Annotated in this window: 19 protein-coding genes, 1 tRNA gene and 1 other RNA gene; 9 read left to right on the top strand and 12 right to left on the bottom strand. The window is 72.5% G+C overall.

Features of this window, described 5'->3' with window-relative positions; translation table 11 throughout:
• Positions 1-149: 149 nt before the first annotated feature.
• Positions 150-2,006, top strand: a complete 1,857-nt coding sequence (locus ACGF07_RS10890) for a S9 family peptidase (RefSeq protein WP_392897288.1) — start codon at positions 150-152, stop codon at positions 2,004-2,006.
• Positions 2,003-2,740 carry a hypothetical protein gene (locus ACGF07_RS10885; RefSeq protein ID WP_392897286.1) on the top strand — a complete coding sequence of 246 codons (738 nt, stop codon included), beginning with the start codon at positions 2,003-2,005 and terminating at the stop codon, positions 2,738-2,740. Before ACGF07_RS10890 ends, ACGF07_RS10885 begins: the two co-directional genes overlap by 4 nt.
• Positions 2,741-2,773: 33 nt before the next feature.
• On the opposite strand, the gene ACGF07_RS10880 is transcribed toward ACGF07_RS10885, so the two are convergent.
• From ACGF07_RS10880 to ffs, 10 genes are all read right to left on the bottom strand, one after another.
• Complete coding sequence (locus tag ACGF07_RS10880; RefSeq protein WP_350742448.1) at positions 2,774-3,559, bottom strand: SURF1 family protein; 786 nt, start codon at positions 3,557-3,559, stop codon at positions 2,774-2,776.
• Positions 3,560-3,789: 230 nt separating this feature from the next.
• Entirely contained in the window at positions 3,790-4,956 is a 1,167-nt protein-coding gene (locus ACGF07_RS10875) for a hypothetical protein (RefSeq protein WP_392897284.1), read from the bottom strand.
• On the bottom strand, positions 4,949-5,494 hold the full coding sequence (locus tag ACGF07_RS10870; protein ID WP_392897283.1) for a SigE family RNA polymerase sigma factor: 546 nt from the start codon (positions 5,492-5,494) through the stop codon (positions 4,949-4,951). Before ACGF07_RS10870 ends, ACGF07_RS10875 begins: the two co-directional genes overlap by 8 nt.
• Positions 5,495-5,800: 306 nt before the next feature.
• On the bottom strand, positions 5,801-6,877 hold the full coding sequence (locus ACGF07_RS10865; protein WP_392897281.1) for an aspartate-semialdehyde dehydrogenase: 1,077 nt from the start codon (positions 6,875-6,877) through the stop codon (positions 5,801-5,803).
• A 180-nt stretch (positions 6,878-7,057) separates the two neighbouring features.
• The gene (locus ACGF07_RS10860) at positions 7,058-8,338 is read right to left on the bottom strand and encodes an aspartate kinase (RefSeq protein ID WP_350742440.1); all 1,281 of its coding nucleotides are present in this window, start codon (positions 8,336-8,338) and stop codon (positions 7,058-7,060) included.
• Positions 8,339-8,770: 432 nt separating this feature from the next.
• Positions 8,771-9,463, bottom strand: a complete 693-nt coding sequence (locus ACGF07_RS10855) for a DUF5063 domain-containing protein (RefSeq protein WP_350742438.1) — start codon at positions 9,461-9,463, stop codon at positions 8,771-8,773.
• Positions 9,456-10,055: a recombination mediator RecR gene (gene recR / locus ACGF07_RS10850; RefSeq protein WP_350742436.1), complete on the bottom strand. Its 600-nt coding sequence runs from the start codon at positions 10,053-10,055 to the stop codon at positions 9,456-9,458. Before recR ends, ACGF07_RS10855 begins: the two co-directional genes overlap by 8 nt.
• A 343-nt stretch (positions 10,056-10,398) precedes the next feature.
• On the bottom strand, positions 10,399-10,737 hold the full coding sequence (locus tag ACGF07_RS10845; RefSeq protein ID WP_350742434.1) for a YbaB/EbfC family nucleoid-associated protein: 339 nt from the start codon (positions 10,735-10,737) through the stop codon (positions 10,399-10,401).
• Between the two features lie 73 nt (positions 10,738-10,810).
• The gene (locus ACGF07_RS10840; protein ID WP_392897277.1) at positions 10,811-12,970 is read right to left on the bottom strand and encodes a DNA polymerase III subunit gamma and tau; all 2,160 of its coding nucleotides are present in this window, start codon (positions 12,968-12,970) and stop codon (positions 10,811-10,813) included.
• An 80-nt stretch (positions 12,971-13,050) separates the two neighbouring features.
• Positions 13,051-13,141: signal recognition particle sRNA small type (gene ffs / locus ACGF07_RS10835), an RNA gene on the bottom strand.
• A 111-nt stretch (positions 13,142-13,252) separates the two neighbouring features.
• Between ffs and ACGF07_RS10830 the strand changes: the two genes are divergently transcribed.
• Positions 13,253-13,337, top strand: a tRNA-Ser gene (locus tag ACGF07_RS10830).
• Positions 13,338-14,179: 842 nt separating this feature from the next.
• Here ACGF07_RS10830 and ACGF07_RS10825 read toward each other — a convergent pair.
• Entirely contained in the window at positions 14,180-14,536 is a 357-nt protein-coding gene (locus ACGF07_RS10825) for a winged helix-turn-helix transcriptional regulator (RefSeq protein ID WP_392897276.1), read from the bottom strand.
• Positions 14,537-14,671: 135 nt separating this feature from the next.
• On the opposite strand from ACGF07_RS10825, the gene ACGF07_RS10820 reads away from it, so the two are divergent.
• The 5 genes from ACGF07_RS10820 to ACGF07_RS10800 all read left to right on the top strand — a co-directional run bounded on the left by ACGF07_RS10820 (position 14,672) and on the right by ACGF07_RS10800 (position 19,208).
• Entirely contained in the window at positions 14,672-14,992 is a 321-nt protein-coding gene (locus ACGF07_RS10820; protein WP_392897274.1) for a hypothetical protein, read from the top strand.
• A gap of 68 nt (positions 14,993-15,060) precedes the next feature.
• On the top strand, positions 15,061-16,272 hold the full coding sequence (locus ACGF07_RS10815) for an acyl-CoA dehydrogenase family protein (protein ID WP_392897272.1): 1,212 nt from the start codon (positions 15,061-15,063) through the stop codon (positions 16,270-16,272).
• The gene (locus ACGF07_RS10810) at positions 16,269-17,147 is read left to right on the top strand and encodes a hypothetical protein (RefSeq protein ID WP_392897271.1); all 879 of its coding nucleotides are present in this window, start codon (positions 16,269-16,271) and stop codon (positions 17,145-17,147) included. Before ACGF07_RS10815 ends, ACGF07_RS10810 begins: the two co-directional genes overlap by 4 nt.
• The gene (locus ACGF07_RS10805) at positions 17,144-18,148 is read left to right on the top strand and encodes a HesA/MoeB/ThiF family protein (protein ID WP_392897269.1); all 1,005 of its coding nucleotides are present in this window, start codon (positions 17,144-17,146) and stop codon (positions 18,146-18,148) included. The genes ACGF07_RS10810 and ACGF07_RS10805 overlap by 4 nt, the downstream gene beginning before the upstream one ends.
• Positions 18,138-19,208 carry a TauD/TfdA family dioxygenase gene (locus tag ACGF07_RS10800; RefSeq protein WP_392897267.1) on the top strand — a complete coding sequence of 357 codons (1,071 nt, stop codon included), beginning with the start codon at positions 18,138-18,140 and terminating at the stop codon, positions 19,206-19,208. The genes ACGF07_RS10805 and ACGF07_RS10800 overlap by 11 nt, the downstream gene beginning before the upstream one ends.
• 16 nt (positions 19,209-19,224) lie before the next feature.
• Here the strand turns inward: ACGF07_RS10800 and ACGF07_RS10795 are convergent, their stop codons facing one another.
• The gene (locus tag ACGF07_RS10795) at positions 19,225-19,620 is read right to left on the bottom strand and encodes a MarR family winged helix-turn-helix transcriptional regulator (RefSeq protein ID WP_392897265.1); all 396 of its coding nucleotides are present in this window, start codon (positions 19,618-19,620) and stop codon (positions 19,225-19,227) included.
• 76 nt (positions 19,621-19,696) lie between these two features.
• On the opposite strand from ACGF07_RS10795, the gene ACGF07_RS10790 reads away from it, so the two are divergent.
• The gene (locus ACGF07_RS10790; protein WP_392897263.1) at positions 19,697-21,178 is read left to right on the top strand and encodes an MFS transporter; all 1,482 of its coding nucleotides are present in this window, start codon (positions 19,697-19,699) and stop codon (positions 21,176-21,178) included.
• Positions 21,179-21,428 lie beyond the last annotated feature (250 nt).

Below are 21,428 nucleotides of genomic sequence, written 5' to 3'. Positions count from 1 at the left end.
CCACGCCGGGGACGGGGCCGACCGACACCCGGGACGGGCCCTGCCGACACCCGGGACGGGCCGGCCGGCACCGGGGAACGGAACGGGCGGGTGGGGCGATCCCCACCCGCCCGTTCCGTTCCCTCGCCCCGATCGGGTTGGATGGTCGGATGAGCGAGGAGAAGAGCGCCGTACCGGCGTGGGAGCAGCGGTTCAGGGCGGCACGGGTGTCGCTGCCGGACTGGGCCGAGGACGCGCCCGACCGGGCGCTGTACGTGTCCAACGCGACCGGCACCTACGAGGTCTACGCCTGGGACCGCGCCACCGGCACCCACCGTCAGGTCACCGACCGCCCGAACGGCACCACCGACGCCGAGCTGTCCCCGGACGGCGCCTGGATCTGGTGGTTCGACGACCAGGACGGCGACGAGTTCGGCGTCTGGCGCCGCCAGCCCTTCGCAGGCGGCCCCGACGAGGAGGCCGTGCCCGGCCTCGCCCCCTCCTACTCGGCCGGGCTGGCCCTCGGCCGCGACGGCACCGTGGTCGTCGGCCGCTCCACCGACGAGGACGGCACCACCCTGCACCTGCTCCGCCCGGGCGCTGCCGAACCGGTCGAGATCTACCGGCACGAGGAGTACGGCGGCGTCGGGGACCTCAGCCACGACGGCACCCTGCTCGCCATCGACCACACCGAGCACGGCGACGCGATGCACGCCGCGCTGCGCGTGGTCCGTCTCACCGGGGACGGCGTGGAGACCGTCGCCGAGCTGGACGAGGTGACCGGCCGGGACGAACCGCGCGGCGTCGCCTGCCTGGGCTTCGCCCCGGTCGAGGGCGACACCCGCATGCTGGTCGCCCACCAGCGCACCGGCCGCTGGGAGCCGATGATCTGGGACGTCGCCACCGGCACCGAGACGGCCCTCCCGCTGCGCGACGAGCAGGGCCGCGAGCTGCCCGGCGACGTCTCCGCGCAGTGGCGCCCCGGCGCCGGGGCGCTGCTGGTCGAGCACGAGTACGAGGCGCGCAGCGAGCTGTTCTCGTACTCGCTCGCGGACGGCCGGCTCACCCGTCTGGAGACCCCGCGCGGCACCGTCGGCGGCGCGACCCCGCGCCCGGACGGCACCGTGGAGTACCTGTGGTCCTCGGCCGCCGAGCCCTCCGCCGTCCGCTCCACCGCCGGCACGGTCGTGCTGCGGGCCCCCGGCCCGGTGCCCCCTGGCTCCGTCCCGGTCGAGGACGTCTGGGTGGACGGCCCCGGCGGGCGGGTGCACGCCCTGGTGCAGCGCCCGGTCGGCAGCGGCCCGGCCGACGGACCGCTGCCGACCGTCTTCGACATCCACGGCGGGCCGACGCACCACGACAGCGACTCCTTCGCGGCCGGCCCGGCCGCCTGGCTGGACCACGGCTTCGCGGTCGTCCGGGTCAACTACCGCGGCTCGACCGGCTACGGGCAGGCGTGGACGGACGCGCTGCACGAGCGGGTCGGCCTGATCGAGCTGGAGGACATCGCCGCCGTCCGGGAGTGGGCCGTCGCCAGCGGACTGGCCGATCCGCGGCGCCTGGTGCTGACCGGCGGGAGCTGGGGCGGTTACCTGACCCTGCTGGGCCTCGGCGTCCAGCCGGAGAGCTGGTCGCTCGGCGTGGCCGCCGTGCCGGTCGCGGACTACCACACCGCGTACGCGGACGAGATGGAGGCGCTCAAGTCGCTGGACCGCACGCTCTTCGGCGGCACCCCGGAGGAGGTGCCGGAGCGCTTCACCGCTTCCTCGCCGCTGACCTACGTCGAGCAGGTGCGGGTGCCGGTCTACATCAGCGCCGGGGTGAACGACCCGCGCTGCCCGATCCGGCAGATCGACAACTACGTCCAGCAGTTGGAGCGGCTCGGGAAGCCGCACGAGGTGTACCGGTTCGACGCCGGGCACGGCTCGCTGGTGGTGGAGGAGCGGATCAAGCAGCTGCGGCTGGAGATCGACTTCGTCCGGCGGCACCTCGGGATGCCCGGCGGGGTCGACGGAGGGGCTGAGTGAGACGTCTGCTGACGCTCGCGGGGGCGGCGGTGGCCGGGGCGCTGGTGCTCAGCGGCTGCTCGGGTTCGCAGGGCGACGACGCGGCCTGCCCGCCGCCGGTCGGCCCGGCCCTGCCGAGTTCCACGGCGGCGGTGCCGACCGGGCCGGCCGCGCCGGCGCCGACGGCCCCCACTCCGACGGCCACCACCCCGACGGCGACCGCACCGATGACGACCGCCCCGACGCCGAGGCCGACGAAGGCCGGTACGGCGTCGAAGGCTGGCGAGGCGGGAGCGGGGGCCGGATCGTTCGCCGTCCCGGCGGTGTACCGCCCGGGCGACGGCACGGTGGAGCTGGCCAAGGGGTCCAAGGGATCGAGGGGGTCGAGCGGTTCCAAGGGCTCGTCGGGTTCGAAGGGGTCGAGCGGGTCGAGCGGGTCGAGCGGGTCGAAGGGTCGCACGGTGCACCACCACATCGACCACTACGACTCGAACGGCACCGGCAGCGGCACCGGCAGCCGTAGCCACTGCCGCGACACGACCCCCGAGGGGGACGACGACACGTCGACGCCGTTCGGTGGTGCCGACCAGGGCGCCCCTTCGCAGACTCCGGACCGGCCCCAGGGCCAAGCGCCCGACCGAACCCCGGATCAGAGCCCGAGCCAGCAGCCGGGCCAGGCGCCCACACCGGCCCCCACCCCGCCCGCGGCGAAGCCGACGGCGCTCGCGCCCGCGCCCGCCAGACCCACGCGGTAGGCCCACGCGGTAGGGCCGCCGGAGGTCGGCGGGTCAGTCCAGGACCGGGTCCAGTCCGAGGGCCCGGTCCTGCGCCGCCTCCGCCTCACGGCGCAGCAGGCGGAACCACATGAAGACCACGAAGCCCGCGAAGACGAACCACTCCAGGGTGTAGCCCAGGTTCTGGAAGGCGCGCAGGGTGAGGCCGTCCCCGCCCTGCGGCTGGACGGTCGGCACGGCGGTCAGTCCGGCGGGCACCTGGTCGGCGGCCACCCAGCCGTCGTACCAGCCGTCGTAGGCCAGCACGTTCAGCAGCGAGGCCCGGTTGATCATGCCGAGCTGCCCGGCGGGCAGGCCGCCCGCCACCGCGCCGTTGCTGCCGACCGACTCGTTGGCCTGGAGCCGCCCGGTGACGGTCACCTGCCCGGCCGGCGGAGGCTCGGCGACGGCCCCGGACGGGGAACCGGGCGCCCAGCCGCGCACCACGGCGACGGCGTGTCCGTCGGCGGTGCGCAGCGGCGTGAGCACGTAGTAGCCCTGCTTGCCGTCCACCACCCGGTTGGGGACGAGGAGTTGGTGCTCGGTGTCATAGCTGCCGGTCACCGTGACGGGCTTGCCGACGGTCTCCGTGGTCACCTGCGGGGCGGCCGGGGAGAGCAGGGAGTCGATCGGCTTGGCGTCACTCGTGGCGGTGAGGGACTGCTTGGTCTCCTGGTGCGTGGTGACGCGGTCCTCGAACCGGCCGAGCTGCCAGGTGCCCAACCAAACGCACACCGCCACGGCCGCCACGGCCAGTGCGGTGCCGCCCAGCCAGCGCGGAGTCAGGAGGAACCGGTACACACCCCCCACGGTAACCATTCCTCACACCGTTCCGGACCACAGGGTCCGCCAGGGACGGGCGCAGTAGCCCGGCAGGGGCGCCGCCACCCGACAGGGGCGCAGTCGCCGAGACGGGCGCACCCCGCCGGCGAGAGGCGCACCCCGCCGGTAAGTGGCGCACCCCGCCCAGGACAGGCGCACCCCGCCGGGCGCGCGCCCCCGGCCCCCGCCGGCGGCGGTCCCGCGCCCGCTCAACCCGTCGCAGCCGTCCCCGACGGCTGGGCGCCCGCCCCGCCCGGGGGCTGTACCGCCTGCACCCCGCCCCGGTAGAGCGTCCCCCCGCAGCCGACCGGCAGCGAGGCGGTCGCGGCCGTCGGGCTGCCGGGGGCCGGGGTGTGGGCGATGGTGGCGGTGGCCGGGCCGGTGGTGGGCCCCCCGGTCGGGGTGGCCGTCGGGCTGGGCGCCGAGGTGGCGCCGGAGGTGGGGCTGGAGCTGGCCCGCGGGTTGGCGCTCGGGGCCGCCGAGGCGCCGGTGGCGGGGACGCCCGAGGAGGCCGCGGGGGCCTGGCTGGTCAGGGCCGCCTGGTTGGCGGTGGGCGCGCCGGTCGCGGTGCCGGCGGAGCCGCAGCCCTGGTCGGGGATCCACACGAACGGCACCCGGTACCCGGCCTGCGGCGCCAGCACCGGCGGCTCGGCGTCCATCGCGGGCAGGCTGCCCGCCGGGTCGCCGGCGGCGTGGTCGGCCGTCCGGACGCGGCTGCGGTCGGTGCCGCTGACGTCGGTGACGGCCACCGCGCCGGGGCCGCCGAGGCGGCAGCTGCGTCCGGAGACGTTGTAGACCGTGAAGGAGCCGAAGATCCGGCCCTGTGCGTCGGCCGTGCCGACCTGTGCGGTGCCCTGCCCGAGGTCCGTCCGGGTGCACAGCGGGGTGATCGCGCCGTCACCGGTGCCGGGGGCCCCGGCGGGGGTGGTGGTGCCGGTCCGGGTGGTGTCCGCGCCGGGGCTCGGCGAGGCGGAGGCGGTGCCCGAGGAGGGCGCGGTGTCCCCGGTGACGCTCTGGCCGGTGTGCGCGGCCGTGCCGGTGCCGCCGATCGTGCCGGTCGTCCTGTCGCCAGGGGGTGAGGCGGCCGGGCTCTGCACCTCGGTCGAGCCGGGGCCGCCGGAGAGCCCGAGGTGGTCCCCCTCGTGCACGAGGGGGAGGACGATCGCGACGGCCAGCGCCAGCGCCGCCGCACCAGTCCAGGCCCCGCGGCGGGCGGCCCGGCGCCGCGGGACGGCCCGGCGGATCCGGGGCAGGGCGCCGGGCCGGGGTTGGATCCCGGCCACCGCGTGGTGCATGAGCTCGCGCAGCACCCGTTCCTCGGAGGAGAGCCCCGGGAACTCGTCGTCCCCGGGCCGCTGCCAGGCGCCGTCAGCCATGTCCGGCCTCCATCTGGACCCGGAGGGCGGCGAGTCCGCGGGAACCGTAGGCCTTCACCGAACCGAGCGAGATGCCCAGGGCGTCGGCGACCTGCGACTCCGTCATGTCCACGAAGTAACGGAGCACCAGAACCTCCCGCTGACGGCGTTGCAGACCACGGAGCGCGGCCTTCAGCTGGTCGCGCTCCAGGGCATCGTAGGCACCTTCTTCTGCACTGGCCATGTCAGGCATCGGCTTGGGCAGCAGTCGCAGGCCGAGGATCCGGCGCCGCAGCGTGGAGCGCGACAGGTTCACCACGGTCTGCCGCAGGTAGGCCAGGGTCTTCTCGGGTTCGCGCACCCGGCGCCGGGCGGCGTGCACCCGGATGAAGGCCTCCTGGACGACGTCCTCGCAGGCGGAGAGGTCGTCGAGGAGCAGCGCGGCGAGCCGCAGCAGCGAGCGGTAGTGCGCCTGGTAGGTCTCGGTGAGCAGGTCCTCGCTGGTACCCGCGTCGGTACCGGCGCCGGAGTCCGCCGCACCGGGTGCGGCCGCCGTCATCTGGTCGTCTTCCGGCCTACTCGCAGACCAGGGCGCGCGCGACGGGAAGGCCACCGCGGCTCTCGCCGCAAGGCCCGTCCTTGCCCCCGCCATCGCGTTCGCCACGCCCGTTGGACACTCGATCCCCTGTCATGGTTGCCCATCCCGGGGGCCATTCTTCCGCATTGGCGGAAGGGCCCTCCAGGGGATTCCCCCGGGATTCCGGACGGATTGTGTCGAGGAGCGGACACAGGTCCGGACATCCACGGGCACAAGGGACGGACATCCACGGGTGGAAGGGCCCCTCGGGTCCCCGAACGGAGGGTCCTATTCCGCCCCGGCCGCAGCCTCGTCGGCGACCAGCTCACCGGCGACCAGCTCGGCGATCTGCAGCAGGTTCAGCGCGGCGCCCTTGCGCAGGTTGTCGCCGCAGAGGAAGAGGTCGAGCGCGTCCGGCTCGTCCAGGGCCCGGCGCACCCGGCCGACCCACACCGGGTCGGTGCCGACCACGTCGTTCGGCGTCGGGAACTCCCCGGCCGCCGGGTCGTCGTAGAGCACCACACCGGGAGTCTCGCGCAGGATGTCCTGCGCGTGCGCCTGGCTGACCTCGCGTTCGAACCGGGCGTGCACGGCCAGCGCGTGGGTGCGGACCACCGGGACGCGGACGCAGGTCGCGGAGACCTTCAGGGCCGGCAGCCCGAGGATCTTGCGAGCCTCGTCGCGCAGACCGAGCTCCTGGGCGGCCCAACCGCCCTCGCACAGGCCGCCGGTCCAGGGCACGGCGTTGAGGGCGAGCGGGGCGGCGAACGGCCCGTCGTCGGCGATCACCACCCGCAGGTCGCCGGTCTGCCGGCCGACCTCGGTGCCGGCCACCAGCGCGGTCTGCTCGCGCAGCGCCGCGACGCCCTCGCGGCCCTCGCCACTGGCGGCCTGGTAGGTGGCGACGACCAGCTGCTCCAGGCCGTACTCGGCGTGCAGCGCACCGACCGCCGCGACCAGCGCGAGCGTGGTGCCGGCCGGGCTGGCCACGATGCCGCGCGGACGGATCCGCAGTGCGGCCGCGTTGACCTCGGGGACGACCAGCGGCACGTCCCCGGTGGTGCGGAAGGCGGCCGAGTCGTCGACCACCACGACGCCCTTGGCGGCCGCGATCGGCGCCCACTGGGCGGAGACCTGGTCGGGGACGGCGAACACGGCGACGTCGATCCCGGCGAAGGCCTCCTCCGTCAGCGGGACCACCGCGACCGCCTCCCCGCGCACGACCGGCGTACGGCCGGCCGAGCTCGGGGAGGCGACGAGCCGTACCTCGCCCCAGATGTCCTGACGGAGGGAGAGCAGGCCGAGCAGCACCTCACCGACGGCGCCGGTGGCGCCGACGACGGCGAGGTTCGGGCGCCGGGTCATCGCCCGGTGCCCTCGCCGGGGTCACGGGTCATCGCCCGCAACCCCCGCCCGGCCGACGGGCCGTCGCCCGGTGCCCGTCCGGCTCACGGGTCATCGCCCGGTGTCCGCCCGGCTCACGGGTCATCGCCCGGTGTCCGCCCGGCTCACGGGTCATCGCCCGGTGTCCGCCCGGCTCACGGGTCATCGCCCGGTGCCGCCGTAGACGACCGCCTCGTCCGTCTCGCTGTCCAGCCCGAAGGCGCTGTGCACGGCGCGGACCGCCTCCGGGACGTCCTCGGCGCGGGTGACCACCGAGATGCGGATCTCCGAGGTGGAGATCAGCTCGATGTTGACGCCCGCGGCGGAGAGCGCCTCGAAGAAGGTGGCGGTGACGCCCGGGTTGGAGCGCATGCCGGCGCCGACCAGCGAGATCTTGCCGATCGCGTCGTCGTAGCGCAGCGACTCGTAGCCGATGCCCTCCTTGACCCGGCCGAGCGCGTCGATGGCCTTCTGGCCCTCGGTCTTCGGCAGGGTGAAGGAGATGTCGGTCAGGCCGGTCGACGCGGCGGAGACGTTCTGCACCACCATGTCGATGTTGACCTCGGCGTCGGCGATGGCGCGGAAGATGCGCGCCGCCTCGCCCGGCTTGTCGGGGACGCCGACGACCGTGACCTTGGCCTCGGAGGTGTCGTGGGCGACCCCGGAGATGATGGCCTGCTCCATCTCGCCCCCTTCGGGCTTGTTCGGGTTGTCGTTGCTGACGATCGTCCCGGGGAGACCCGAGAAGGACGAGCGTACGTGAATCGGGATGTTGTAGCGGCGCGCGTACTCCACACAGCGGTCGAGCAGCACCTTGGAGCCGGACGAGGCCAGCTCCAGCATGTCCTCGTAGGCGATCCAGTCGATCTTGCGGGCCTTCTTCACCACGCGCGGGTCGGCGGTGAAGACGCCGTCCACGTCGGTGTAGATCTCGCAGACCTCGGCCTTGAGGGCCGCCGCGAGGGCGACGGCCGTGGTGTCCGAGCCGCCCCGGCCCAGCGTGGTGATGTCCTTGCTGGTCTGGGACACGCCCTGGAAGCCGGCCACGATCGCGATGTTGCCCTCGTCCAGGGCGGTGCGGATGCGCCCCGGCGTGACGTCGATGATGCGCGCCTTGTTGTGGACGGAGTCGGTGATGACGCCGGCCTGGCTGCCCGTGAAGGACTGCGCCTCGTGACCCAGGGATTTGATCGCCATGGCCAGCAGCGCCATGGAGATGCGCTCTCCAGCGGTCAGCAGCATGTCGAACTCACGGCCGGCAGGAAGCGGTGACACCTGCTCCGCGAGTTCGATGAGCTCGTCCGTCGTGTCGCCCATCGCGGACACCACGACGACGACCTCATGGCCGGCCTTCTTGGCGTCAACGATTCGACGGGCCACGCGCTTGATGCCTTCGGCATCCGCAACGGATGAGCCGCCGTACTTCTGCACGACAAGGCCCACGTGCGCTCCTCGACTTGGGTCGTTTGCGGGGGCGCGAGGCCCCCGTACCCCCCGGGATGGAAGGGGGGTGCGGTCGGCGTCAGTCTACCGAGGAGGGGTGCCGCAACTGGTGGTTTCCATATGATGAGACGCCCGTTTCAGCACGTGGGCGGCGGTTCAGGGGCCCGCACCGGCAGGTCTGCGGGCTGATCGCCCCTCTCACGGAGAATCGCCGGACGAACGGATGCCGCCTCGGCCGGATTTCCCTTCCGGGGCGGAGCGCTGAGGTTTCCGTCACACCTCCGCGCTCGGGGGCCCACGGGGCGCCGCCGACCGGTGCGCGCCGCCTGCGGGGCACTGCCGCCCCGGGCACACCCGGGTGCGGTGTCACCAGCCGCCGCGCCGCCCGGCGCTCACCGCCCCCGCCCGGCGCTCACCGCCCCCGCCCGGCGCTCACCGCCCCCGCCCGAGTTCGGCCGCCATCAGGGCGCCCGCCTGCTGCTCCAGCTGCTCGTCGGTGAGCCCGTCGTCGTCGGTGTCCGCACCGTCCGGTACGGCCCCGATCGGACTGTCCAGCCGGACGTGGGCGATCAGCGACTGCAGCGCCCGCAGCACCGCCGTGCAGGTCGTGCCCCAGTTGGACAGGTACGAGAACTGCCACCACCACAGCGCCTCGCTGACCCGTCCCTCGCGGTAGTGGGTCAGGCCGTGCTGGAGCTCGCCGACCACGCCGGCCAGGTCGTCCGAGATCCGGAAGGCGTTCGGCTTCTCCGGCGGGCCGTACGGGTCGAAGACCTCGTGGTAGACGTCGATCGGCGCGAGCAGCTCGGCGAGGCGCTCGCGCAGCTGCTCGGCGTCCGGCTCCGGCCCGGCATCGGGCTCGAAGCGGTCGTCGGGGACGACGTCCTCGATGGCGCCCAGGCGGCCACCGGCCAGCAGCAGCTGGGAGACCTCCAGGAGCAGCAACGAGACCGCGCTGCCCGGCTCGTCGCCCTTGGCGACCTCGGTGACGGCGAGCACGAAGCTTTCCACCGAGTCGGCGATCTGCACGGCGAAGTCGTCCGGCTCCGAGCCGTGACCGTGGGTGTGCGGGGCGTGGGTCGAGGGCTCCCCGTGGGGCTGCTGGTTGGTCGTCCGGTCAGACATCGAGCAGTCGTCTCCCTTCGAAGGCGCGACCGAGGGTCACCTCGTCCGCGTACTCCAGGTCCCCGCCGACGGGCAGTCCGCTCGCCAGGCGGGTCACCTTCAGGCCCATCGGCTTGCACAGCCGGGCCAGATAGGTGGCGGTCGCCTCCCCCTCCAGGTTGGGGTCGGTGGCCAGGATCAGCTCGGTGACGGTGCCGTCCGCGAGGCGCGAGAGCAGCTCGCGGATGCGCAGGTCGTCCGGGCCGACGCCCTCGATGGGGCTGATCGCGCCGCCCAGCACGTGGTAGCGGCCGCGGAACTCACGGGTGCGCTCGATGGCGACGACGTCCTTGGGCTCCTCGACCACGCAGATGACGCTGAGGTCGCGGCGCGGGTCCAGGCAGACCCGGCACTGCTCGGCCTCCGCGACGTTGCCGCAGACCGCGCAGAAGCGGACCTTGTCCTTGACCTCCAGCAGCGCGTGCGCGAGGCGGCGCACGTCCGTCGGGTCGGCCTGCAGCACGTGGAAGGCGATCCGCTGGGCGCTCTTGGGCCCGACGCCGGGCAGCCTGCCCAGTTCGTCGATCAGGTCCTGAACCACGCCCTCGTACACGTCGCGCCTTCCCTCTGATGGTCGGTGGTGCTCCGGTGCCATCATCCAACGAATCGGGCGCCGGACACACCGCCCGGCGCCCGACTCCCACAGAAATCACATGGGCCTGTTGCGTGAACTTCAGAGTGTCTGCTTTTAGGGACCAGGCGCTGGTGCACGCCCTGCCCCAGCCCGCGCGGCAGCCCGTCCCGGAGCCCGGCCAGCGCCCTGACCTGCGCCTTCACGGCCCACCGGGGGGCGCCGGAGCCGCGTCGGATCGGCTCGGAGAGCTCGGAACCGGCTCAGATCGGCTCGGGACAGCCCGGGACGGCTCGGGACAGCTCAGAACCGGCTCAGAAGCGTTTCAGAACGGCAGACCGGGGATGCCGCCGCCCAGCCCCTGGGTGAGCGGGCCCATCCGCTCGGCCTGCATCTTCTGCGCAGCCTGGTTGGCATCCCGGACGGCCGCCAGGATCAGGTCGGCCAGCGTCTCGGTGTCCTCCGGGTCGACGGCGTCCGGGGCGATGGTCAGCGCCACCAGCTCACCGGAGCCCGTCACCGTGGCCTCGACCAGACCGCCGCCCGCCGTGCCGTTCACCTTCGCCTCGGCCAGCTCCTTCTGGGCCTTGGCGAGCTCCTCCTGCATCTTCTGCGCCTGCTTGAGCAACTGCTGCATGTTGGGCTGACCGCCACCGGGGAACACGGCTCACTCCTTGCTGTCATGCGGTTCGTCGTTCGTCGCCGCCGAGCCTACGTCCTCGCCCGGTCACCAGGAGTCAGTTGCCGCGGTGGTGGATCTCCTCCAGCACCGTGGCGCCGAGCTCCCGGATGATCAACTCCTGGCCGGAGAACGCCTCCTCGTTGAGGTCGGGGTCGTCCTCCTCCGGGATGTCGTCCTCGGGGGCCACCGGCTGCACCGGCCGGGACTGCTGGACCGGCGCGGACGGCGGAGCCTGCACCGGCGCGGGGGCCGGCGCCTGCGACTGCGGCCGTACCGGGGCGGGAGCCGCGGGGGCCTGCTGGACCGGCGCCGGGGCGGGGGCTGCCATCGGCGGCGCAGCGGCCGCCGGCCGGGCCGGAGCCCCCCAGCCGCCACCGGCCGGAGGCGCACTCGGGGCCGCGCCGGCACCGCCGGACGGGTCCACGATGCACTCGATGCGCCAGTCCACGCCCAACGCGTCGGCCAGCGCCTGGCGCAGCACGTCGTCGCTGTTGCTGCCGACGAAGCTGTCCCGGGCTCCGGCGTTGATGAAGGACACCTGGAGCACGCTGCCGTCGAACCCGGCGACCTGGCCGTTCTGGCTGAGCAGGATCCAGGTGAAGCGACGGCGGTTCTTCACCGCCTCCAGGATCTGCGGCCACAGCTGCCGGACCTGCGCGGCACCCTGCTGCGCGGCCGCGGACGGCTGCCCGCCGGGGGCCGCCCCAGGGACGGGCGCGGGGGCGGGTGCCGGTGCCGGCGCAGGAGTCGGGGCGGCTTGCGGCTGCGACTGCGGCTGCGCCGCGGGGGGCTCGGCGGGCGCCGGAGCGCCCCCCGCGGGCGGGAAGCTGCGCGGGATCGGCCAGGCGCCCGGCGCCGGGCCGGCGGGAGCCGCGGGCTGCGGAGCCTGGGCAGGCGCGACCTGGGGCGCCGGAGCAGGCGCGGGTTCGGAGGCCGGGGCCGGGGCCGGCGTCCCCACCGGAGGGACCGAAGCAACCGGAGCAACCGGAGGAACCGGGGCAGCAACCGGAGCAGCCATCGGCGCCACTCCTCCTACAGCCGCGGCGAACCCGCCGGCCGCCGCCCGCCGCTCCAGCTTGTCCAGCCGCGCCTGCAGCGACAGCTCGTCGCTGTACGCGCCCGGCAGCATCACCCGGGCGCAGATCAGCTCCAGCTGCAGCCGGGGCGCCGCGGTGCCGCGCATCTCGGTCAGCCCGGTGTTGACGATGTCCGCCGCCCGGCTCAGCTCGGCCGCGCCGAACGCGTCCGCCTGCGCCTGCATCACCGCGACCCGGTCCGCCGGGGCGTCGATCAGGCCCTTCTCACCCGCGTCCGGCACCGTGGCGAGGATCACCAGGTCGCGCAGCCGCTCCAGCAGGTCGGTGACGAAGCGGCGCGGGTCGTGTCCGCCCTCCACCACCCGGTCGATCGCCTGGAACACCGTGGCCCCGTCGTGCGCGGCGAAGGCGTCCACCACCTCGTCCAGCAGCGCGGAGTCCGTGTACCCGAGCAGCGAGGTCGCCATCTGGTACGTGACGCCCTCCGCCCCGGCGCCGGCCAGCAGCTGGTCCATGACCGACATCGAGTCACGCACCGAGCCCGCCCCGGCCCGGACGACCAGCGGGAACACCGGGTCCTCGACCTGGATGCCCTCGCGGCGGCAGACGTCCGCCAGGTAGTCGCGCAGCGTGCCGGGCGGGACCAGCCGGAACGGGTAGTGGTGGGTACGGGACCGGATCGTCCCGATCACCTTCTCCGGCTCGGTGGTCGCGAAGATGAACTTGAGGTGCTCCGGCGGCTCCTCGACCACCTTGAGCAGCGCGTTGAACCCGGCCGAGGTCACCATGTGGGCCTCGTCCAGGATGAAGATCTTGTACCGGCTGTGCACCGGCGCGAAGAAGGCCCGCTCCCGCAGCTCGCGCGCGTCGTCCACACCACCGTGCGAGGCCGCGTCGATCTCGATCACGTCGATCGAACCGGGCCCGCCGGTCGCGAGGTCCCGGCAGGACTGGCACTCCCCGCAGGGCGTCGGCGTCGGCCCCTGCTCGCAGTTCAGGCAGCGGGCCAGGATGCGCGCACTCGTCGTCTTCCCGCACCCGCGCGGCCCGCTGAACAGGTACGCGTGGTTGACCCTGTTGTTGCGCAGGGCCTGCTGGAGCGGAGCGGTCACGTGCTCCTGCCCGATGACCTCCGCGAAGGTCTCGGGGCGATAGCGGCGGTACAGGGCTAGGGACACACCACCGACGATATCGGGACGGACCGACAAACGCGTCGCCCCTTCACCCCGGGCCCCTGCCTCCCCCGGCCCGGGAACGCAAAGACCCCCCGTGCACCCGCCAGAGCCCTCCTACCCTTGCTGCCTTCCGGCCCTGGGGGGGTTCAGAGAGATGACGCCACACGAGGGGCTGACCCCCACACTACCGGATCCCGGCCCCGACGATCCACAGGCCACCCCCACCCTCCCGCCTGCGGGATAGCTGGTCGCGAGCACCCCAAAACATGTACTAAGCTCTCCCACGGAGGATTCGCCTAGAGGCCTAGGGCGCACGCTTGGAAAGCGTGTTGGGGGCAACCCCTCACGAGTTCGAATCTCGTATCCTCCGCCTTCACGAAGGCCCCGACCGGTTCACCGGTCGGGGCCTTCGTCGTCTCGTGGTCGCGGCGCTTCAAAGGTCAGGACTGTGCCCCGCCGGCCCGTCGAGCCATGACCGAGAGAACAGCACGGCCCTGGCCCCCGCCGGGAGCAGAGAGCACTGGTGCCGTCGACACGGGTCCCGGGCGCGTCTCCCGGGGTGACTCGTAGCCAGTCGCACCGGCACCCGGCGACCAGTAGCGCTTCGTCCGGTCGCGGCTGGTCTTGGTCCGGGTATCGGTCGGCGGCAGGTCGGGCATGGGCCGTTCCAGGTGGCCAGGATCTGCTGGCGAGCTCTGACGGCCCGGTAGAGGGCATACCGGAGCAGGCACTCTTGGGCGGCTCCGCGCCAGGGTCACGAAGAGGTAGGCAGCGAGAGTGGCGTGGCGGTGCCAACCGGTCCAGGAACGGCCCTCGAAGTCGTCCAGGCCCAAGGCGGTCTGAAGCGCCCGCAGTCGGGCTCGACCCGCCACCCCCTCTTCGCCAGGAGGACCGGTTCCGCGGCCGGGGTGAGCTTCCCCGGACGGCCGGCAGACGCACGTTCGACGCCTTCCGAAACGGCGACCGGCGAGCATCAATTCGGCATTGCAACCCCCGGGCAAGAAGCATGAGCACGCAAAGTTCCCAGGTGCGATAAAGCGGGCGATTGACCCCGGCTGCCGGCCGCCCCGACTGCCCTCGGAATTCGATCGAGCCGGGCGCGCGACGAACCGCAGCCCGACTACTCGGCGAATATGAAAGAACACTTCAATAATGTTCCGGCGCCGACGCAAACGGCCCGAACCGAAACAACTCCGGGCAGTACCGGGCCTGTCATCCTGCCGCAGCAAATTCCAGCTCGGCATACGCCTGACGAGCCTTCGCGATGTGCTGCCCGTTCCGCTCCGACCACGCGACGATGCCCTGGACGATCTGCAGCAGGCTCTCCCCCATGGGCGTGAGCTCGTAGATTACGGCCGGCGGCCGGCTGCCGACGACCTGCCGCTCAATGAAACCGTCCCGCTCCAGGCGCACCAGGGTCTCGGACAGAACCTTGCCCGAAACGCCCTTCATGCCGGATTTGAGATCGCAAAATCTCCTTGCGCCTGCGGCAATCTGCTGGCATGCGAGCATCGTCCACCGCTCGCCAATACGGTCCATCACTAGTCGCGCAAGGCACTCATCATTCATTCGGCTCTCCCCCCAGGGCCGGCTGTTACTTGAGGGTAACCATAACTCCCGGAGGTGCTGTCGTCACGGTGAAGTGGATCACGTCGGTGATCTATAACTGGGGCCGTCCACGACAACTACTTCCCGGGGTTCCTTATGCCGATTTCGTCCGACCAGACCGTTGCGGCCTTCAGCGCGGCCGCCCAGGCCGCTCCCGCGTGGCGGACGGCCGGCGCCACCGTCCGCTTCGTGCTCGCCGAGCCCGCCGCCGAGGTGACGCTCGACCCGCAGGGGCAGGCGACGGACGCCGCCCCGACCCACGTGCTGCGGATCAACTGGTCCGATCTGCTGGACATCACCGCCAACCGCCGCAGCTTCCTGCGCTCGGTCACCGGTCGCCGGCTGACCTGCCACGGGCCGGTGATGCAGACCTTCGCCTTCGGCCAGGCCCTGGAGACCTTCGGCCTCGGTCGCTGACCACCTGGTCGCCGACTGCCCGGAACCACTCCGCCCCCAGAAGAACACCACCCAGACAAGGAACACCCATGCCTATCACTCACACCCCGGCCGACCATCCGCTGCTGTCCGCCCATGAGGCCGATGTCCTGCGCACCGTGGTGGCCTTCGCCAAGGACCAGGTGGCACCTGGCGCCGCCGAGCGCGACGCCATCGAGAAGGGCCAGGTGGACTGGGAGACCGTCCGCGCCGGCCACGAGGTCGGACTGCTGCGGATGGCGATCCCGCGGGAGATGGGCGGCCTCGGGCTGAGCCAGATCGCCATCGCGCTCGTCCTGGAGGAACTGGCCGCCGCCGACCCGGGCATGGCCCTGATCTTCGGCGCGACCAATCTGTTCCAGACGCCGATCCTGATCTCCGGTGACACCAGCCTGCAGGAGCGCTACCTGCCGAAGTTCCTCGGTGCCGAGCCGGTCCTGGCCTGCAACGCCGTGGCCGAGGAGCGCAACGGCACCGACCTCGTACTCCCGCAGAACGCTCCGTACGCCCAGGAGATGACCAGCGCGAAGCGCTCCGGCGGCGAGTTCCTCCTGAACGGCACCAAGCGGTACATCACCAACGCTCCCGTGGCCACGTACGCGACGGTCATGGCGAACCTCGAAGGCGAGCCCGGCTCGACCGGCATGACCTGCTTCGTCACGGATCTCGAGCAGACCGGTGTCGCCCGCGGCGAGATCCACGACAAGGTCGGCTACCGGACCGCGCCGGCGGGCGAGCTGGTCTTCACCGACGCCCGGGTGCCCGAGGAGAACGTCCTCGGCGGCGAGCGCGGCGGGTGGGACCTCAACGTGGCGATCGGCAACGTGACCCGGGTGACCTGCGCGTCGGTGTCCACCGGCATCGCCCGGCACGCCCTGGAGCGAGCCGTCGCGTGGAGCGGAAGCCGTCGGCAGGGTGGGCGAATGCTGTTCGAGCACCAGATGTCCGCGCGCAAGCTGGCCGACATGGCCGCGCGGGTGTCCGCCTCCCGAGCGCTCTACCTGGACGCCGTGGTCAAGGCCGACAACATCTTGCCGACCCCGGCCTACGAACCGGCCGTCGCCAAGCTGGTCGCCGACCGCGCCGCCATCGACAACGCCGACGCGGCGATGGCCCTGATCGGCGCCCAGGCCTTCCAGCGCGGCGACGGCATGGACCGGGTCCTGCGGGACGCCTACGGGCCGCGGATCTACGAGGGCTCCCCCGAGGCTCTCGCCCTGGTGATCACCGGTGAGCTGTTCGACGTGCCGGAGATCCGATGACCGCGGCCCTCACCGACAGCCACCGCGAGCAGCTCCTGCGCGAGGGTGCCCAGGTCGTACTGCCGGCCCTGGAAGACGTACTGACAGGCGATCCGCTCTTCCACGCGCAGAGTCCCGAAGGGCTGCTGGTCCTGACCGTGGCCGGTGCGCAGCTGCCGGCCCGGGTGCTGGAGCAGGTCTACCGGTTCCGCCTGCTGCAGTACCTCCGGCGCGGGTGGGTCAACGAGACCGCGCTCGCCGCGCTGGGACTGCACACCGAGCCGTACGACGACTTCGCGCTGCGGGACTTCCACACCCTGGTCGTCGAGCGGTCCACCGGTCTGCTCCGCGGCTACGGCACCCTGGCCGCCGCCCGCGACCACGTCCCGACCTCGCTGGGCGATCCCGGCCACCGGCCGTACGTGATCGAGCGCGACTACGGCCTCTCCCTGGCCGACCACCTCGGCCCGGGGACTTCCTCGGCCGCGGTGTGGGAGGGCAAGCGGCTGGTCCGCGACTTCGCGATGCCGCGCTCGCAGGCCGCGGTCACCGTCCCGTGGTGGGTCTACCTCGCCTGGGCGGCAGGTTGCCTCAAGGTGCTGGACAGCGACCCGAACGGGGCCGTCGTGGGGGACGGCAAGCTGGAGGGCGCCGTCAATCAGCTTCGGTTGCTGGGCTTCGCTACCCGGCCACTGCTGGACACCACCCCCGTCCCACCGGACCCCGCCGAACTGTTCGCCCCCATGTGGGACCAGGAGGAGCGCTCGTATCCGTTCGTCCTCACGGACGAGGGGGCGCTGAGGCCCACGCTCGCGTACCTGCGGGAGCTGCTCGGCTCCGGTCACCAGGGCTCGGTACGCGCCCGACTCGTCGATTTCCTGGAGGCCCGAGCATGACCGCGATCGACGTGGACGACCCGGCACACGCCCGCGAGCTGGACGAGTCGCAGTTCTACGCCTGCCTGACCCAGCGCAATCAGGGCCTGATCCCGGACGAACTGCAGGAGCGGATCGGTCGCGCCCGCCTGCTGATCGCCGGCTGCGGTTCGATCGGCGGAGCCACCGTGCAACCGCTCGGCCGCATGGGCTACCGGCACTTCGTACTGGCCGACGTCGGCCGGTACGAGCTCAACAACCTGAACCGGCAGAACGCCACCGTGGACGACCTCGGCCTGAACAAGGCCTCGGTCGGCGCCCGGCTGCTGCGCGGGATCAACCCGCACGTCGACGCCGAGGTGGTGCCCGACGGCATCACCGAGGCCAACGTCCGGGCCCTGGTGGAGCAGGCGGACGTCATCGTGGACGGCGTCGACGTCACCACTCCGTCGGGTCTGGCGGCGAAGATCAGCCTGCACCGGGAGGCCTGCCGGCAGCGCAAGCCACTGGTGACGGCATGGGACATGGCGGGGATGCTCGCCGCCCAGTGCTTCGACTACCGGGTGGTCCGGGAGATCTTCGACGGTCAGCTGCTCCCGGGCGACGAACAGCGGCTGGACACATGGGAGGTCATCTTCCGGATCGCGCCGCGGGGCCGCATTCCCGGCGAGATGTACCGGGAACTGCGCCGCGGGTTGGCCCGAACCGACTACAGCGTCCCCCAACTTGCCGAAGCAGCAACGCAGTTCGGCGCACTTTCGGTCCACATGGTCAATGTCCTGGTCTCCGGGCGGACGCTGCCCCGGACCGTCGCGGTCGACGTGCACCGTGTCGCGATGACGCCGGGGCGCCGCGTTCTCGACCACGTCCAACGGTACTTGGAGGGGGCGCGCTTCCTTGCCTTCCTGCCGCGGGAGCAGGCCTGGAACGGCTTCGCTCCTGCGCCGGTCTACCGAGCCCGCCGCCAATGGGCCCTGCGTGTCGTCGGCACGCCGATCGAGAGGACAGCACATGAGCGTTGAGTTCACCTACACCGACATCCGCACCGACGGCATAGCGCTGACCGCCGAGGAGTCGCAGCAGATCGCGCGCGCCGCGCTGACGGTCGCCCTGGACTTCCGGGGCCACTCGCTGCACGACGCCGGCCTGCTGCACGCGGTCGAGCTCGCAGCGGCCGCGCTGCCGGCCCCGGTACGCAGAGCCCTGATCGCCTTCCGCGACCGGAGCAACGCCGCCGGATGCCTGCTGCTCACCGGCCTGCCGATCGGCGAGCTTCCCGCCACTCCGGCCCGGACCGAGGATGAGCCCGTCTGGTCGGAGGTCCCGGTGGCGACCATCAGCCAGCTGATGGTCATGTCGGTGCTGGGCCGCTCGATCTCCTACAGCGACGAGAAGAACGGTCGCCTGGTCCAGGACGTGTGCCCCAAGCGTGGCGCCGAGCAACGCCAGGAGAACAGCGGATCCGTCCTGCTGGAGTTGCACACCGAGGACGGCTTCCACCCCAACCCTCCGCACTTCCTCAGCCTGATCTGCCTGCGGTCGGACCACGACGAGGTGGCGGCCACGGTCAGTGGGGGGATCGGCGACGCGCTGCCGCTGCTGGACGAGGACACGGTGGAGGCGCTGCGGCAGCCGGAGTTCAGGATCCGGTTCAGCTCCTCCTTCGTGCCGGACTCCTCGGTCGGCGCGCTGACCCCGGCCATGCCGGTCCTGACCGGCAGCGCCGAGCATCCGGACCTCACGGTGGACTTCAACGCCACCACCGCGACCACCCCACGCGCCCAGGCCGCGTTGGACCGGCTGGAGGAGGCCGTGCGCCACTCGCTCAAGGGGCTGGTTCTGCGGCCGGGCGACCTGATCATCCTGGACAACCGCCGCGCAGTGCACGGGCGCACCGACTTCACACCTCGCTACGACGGCCGGGACCGTTGGCTCCGGCGATCCTTCGTGGTGACCGACCTGCGGCCGGTCAACAGGTTCCTCGGCGAGGGCCGGAGCCACCTGCCGGTGACCCCGGGTCACGACCGACCGATGTCGCGGCCACTCGCGGAACGCGTCCTGGCGAGCGTGACCGGCGCCTGACACGGCGCGGCGCGGCTCAGGTCAGCCAGGCGCGCGCCTCCGGGCGCTCGTCGGCGAGCTGCTTCAGATGCCCGTCGACGGTCGTGGCGGCCCGCTGGAAGACCTCCCGCCCTTCGGCGGTGAGACGGATCTGGGAGCCGCGACCGTCGCCCGGGGAGGGCTTGCGGTCCACGTACCCCGCCTCGACCATCTGCGCCACCAGGCGTGACACCTGGGGCTGGCTGCGCGAGGTACGGGAGGCAACCTCCCCGGGGCGGTGCCATTCCTGCTCCGCCCAGAGCACCTCCATGATCTCGTAGGCGCTCACGCAGAGATCGAACTCGTCGGACAGCGTGTGCTCGATCCGCTGGTTCATCAGCGCGCAGACGCGCACCAGGGACAGCCAGCGGTCGGCAAGAGGAGTGTTCGCCACACTTCGCAGTCTAGATCCGACCCACTGGCATGTCGATTCATGCGCATGTATCTTGTCGCTCGGAAAGGAGAATCCGATGACTGAGGCAATCTCACTCGTGGATGCCAAGCAGGAGAACGACCGGGAGTCCGATCAGAGGCCGGGGCAGGAAACCCCGAAGGCCTCCTGGCTGCCGATGGCTGCAGTCGGCGTGGCCCAGCTGATGGTGATGCTGGACTCGACGGTCGTGAACGTGGCGCTGCCCTCGATCGGGACCGACCTCCCGGCCGACCAGACCGCCCTTCAGTGGACGATCAGCGCCTATGTCCTGATGTACGGCAGTCTGCTGCTGTTCGGCGGCCGGGTCGCCGATGTCATCGGACGCCGCCGGTCCTTCCTGTCCGGCCTGGGTCTGTTCGCCGTCGCGTCCGTCCTGTGCGGGGTCGCGGGCAACCAGGAACTGCTGGTCGCCGGCCGTGTGCTCCAGGGCCTGGGCGCGGCGGTGCTGTCCGCCGCCGCGCTGTCGATCGTGGTGACGGTCTACCAGAACGAGGAGCAGCGCAAGGCCGCCCTCGCCACCTGGAGCGGCCTCGGCGTGATCGGCGCCATCCTCGGCGCCGTCCTCGGCGGGCTGATCGTCTCGGCCGCCAGCTGGCGGTGGGCCTTCCTGATCAACATCCCGATCAGCCTCGCCTCCGGGATCATCGGTCTGCGCAGCCTCGCGCCGATGCGCTCCGACGTTCGCCGCCCGCTGCGGCTGCCCACCGCCTTCCTCGCCACCCTCGGCCTCGCCTGCCTCTCCTTCGGCCTGATCCGGCTGCACGACGGAATGACCACCCCGGCCGCCTGGATCAGCATGGGCCTGTCCGTGGTCCTGCTCGCTGTGGTCGCCGTCACCGAGCTCGGCAAGTCCGACCCACTGCTCCCGCTGCACCTGCTGCGCATCCCGACCTACTGGCTCAGCAGCCTGGGCCTGCTGCTCGCCGCGATCGTGATGATGGGCAGCTCCTACCTGGCCAGCAACTACTTCCAGGGCGCGCACGACATGAGCGCCTTCGCCACCGGTCTGTCGATGCTGCCGATGGGCCTGGCCGCTCTGGTCTTCGCCACGGTCGTGCCCAACCTGATCGCCAAGGTCGGCCCCGGCGGGACGTACCTGATCGGCGCGCTCACCCAGATCGCCGGCGCCGCCGTCCTGATCACCGGCCCGTCCAGCACCGCGGTCGCGATCATCGCCCTGACCGTCATCGGGGCCGGTCTGCCCACCTGCTTCGTCCCGCTCTACGGGATCGGCACCGCGCACGTCCGCCCGGAGGAGTCGGGCGTCGGCTCGGGCCTGCTGAACACCTTCAACGAGAGCGGCGCCGCCCTCGGCATCGCGGTGATCGGCACTGTCCTGGCCACCTCGTTGGACGGCGAGCTGGAGTCCGGCGCGGCCGCCCCGGACGCGATGACCATCGGCGTCGGCAACGGCTTCCTCGCCGTCGGGATCTGCGCCGCGCTCGCCGCCTGCATCGCCGTGGGCCTGCACCGATTGACCCGGCCCGCGCAGGTCGGGACCGAGACCACGGAGTCCTGACGACTCCTTTCCCCGGGCCGCCCCGGCCCCCGGAACGCTCGACCGAACCCCCGTCGGTCGGGCGTTCCGCGTTTCGGAATGCCGAGCGCCGGGCCACGGCCCGTCGCTCCATATCCATAGCGGCCGTGAGCACCTGCGCCAGGCCGCCGGGCACGCGGGTGAGCTACACGGCTCTCGTCGAGCTGCTCGGCGCGGACCGGAATCGCTTACGGGGCGTCCTGGCTGCTTCACGCGCGTCGTCGTTCTCGGG

It is taken from the genome of Kitasatospora sp. NPDC048194, assembly GCF_043202455.1.
Lineage (GTDB): Bacteria > Actinomycetota > Actinomycetes > Streptomycetales > Streptomycetaceae > Kitasatospora.
This window is presented reverse-complemented; position numbering and strand designations above follow the sequence as displayed.

What these genes read in the sequence shown, in the direction of transcription:
- ACGF07_RS10890 (WP_392897288.1), top strand. Translation starts at nt 150, where the DNA reads ATGAGCGAGGAGAAGAGCGCCGTACCGGCGTGGGAGCAGCGGTTCAGG.
- ACGF07_RS10875 (WP_392897284.1), bottom strand. Translation starts at nt 4,956, where the DNA reads ATGGCTGACGGCGCCTGGCAGCGGCCCGGGGACGACGAGTTCCCGGGG.
- ACGF07_RS10870 (WP_392897283.1), bottom strand. Translation starts at nt 5,494, where the DNA reads ATGACGGCGGCCGCACCCGGTGCGGCGGACTCCGGCGCCGGTACCGAC.
- ACGF07_RS10865 (WP_392897281.1), bottom strand. Translation starts at nt 6,877, where the DNA reads ATGACCCGGCGCCCGAACCTCGCCGTCGTCGGCGCCACCGGCGCCGTC.
- ACGF07_RS10855 (WP_350742438.1), bottom strand. Translation starts at nt 9,463, where the DNA reads ATGTCTGACCGGACGACCAACCAGCAGCCCCACGGGGAGCCCTCGACC.
- ACGF07_RS10825 (WP_392897276.1), bottom strand. Translation starts at nt 14,536, where the DNA reads ATGAATGATGAGTGCCTTGCGCGACTAGTGATGGACCGTATTGGCGAG.
- ACGF07_RS10820 (WP_392897274.1), top strand. Translation starts at nt 14,672, where the DNA reads ATGCCGATTTCGTCCGACCAGACCGTTGCGGCCTTCAGCGCGGCCGCC.
- ACGF07_RS10815 (WP_392897272.1), top strand. Translation starts at nt 15,061, where the DNA reads ATGCCTATCACTCACACCCCGGCCGACCATCCGCTGCTGTCCGCCCAT.
- ACGF07_RS10810 (WP_392897271.1), top strand. Translation starts at nt 16,269, where the DNA reads ATGACCGCGGCCCTCACCGACAGCCACCGCGAGCAGCTCCTGCGCGAG.
- ACGF07_RS10805 (WP_392897269.1), top strand. Translation starts at nt 17,144, where the DNA reads ATGACCGCGATCGACGTGGACGACCCGGCACACGCCCGCGAGCTGGAC.
- ACGF07_RS10800 (WP_392897267.1), top strand. Translation starts at nt 18,138, where the DNA reads ATGAGCGTTGAGTTCACCTACACCGACATCCGCACCGACGGCATAGCG.
- ACGF07_RS10790 (WP_392897263.1), top strand. Translation starts at nt 19,697, where the DNA reads ATGACTGAGGCAATCTCACTCGTGGATGCCAAGCAGGAGAACGACCGG.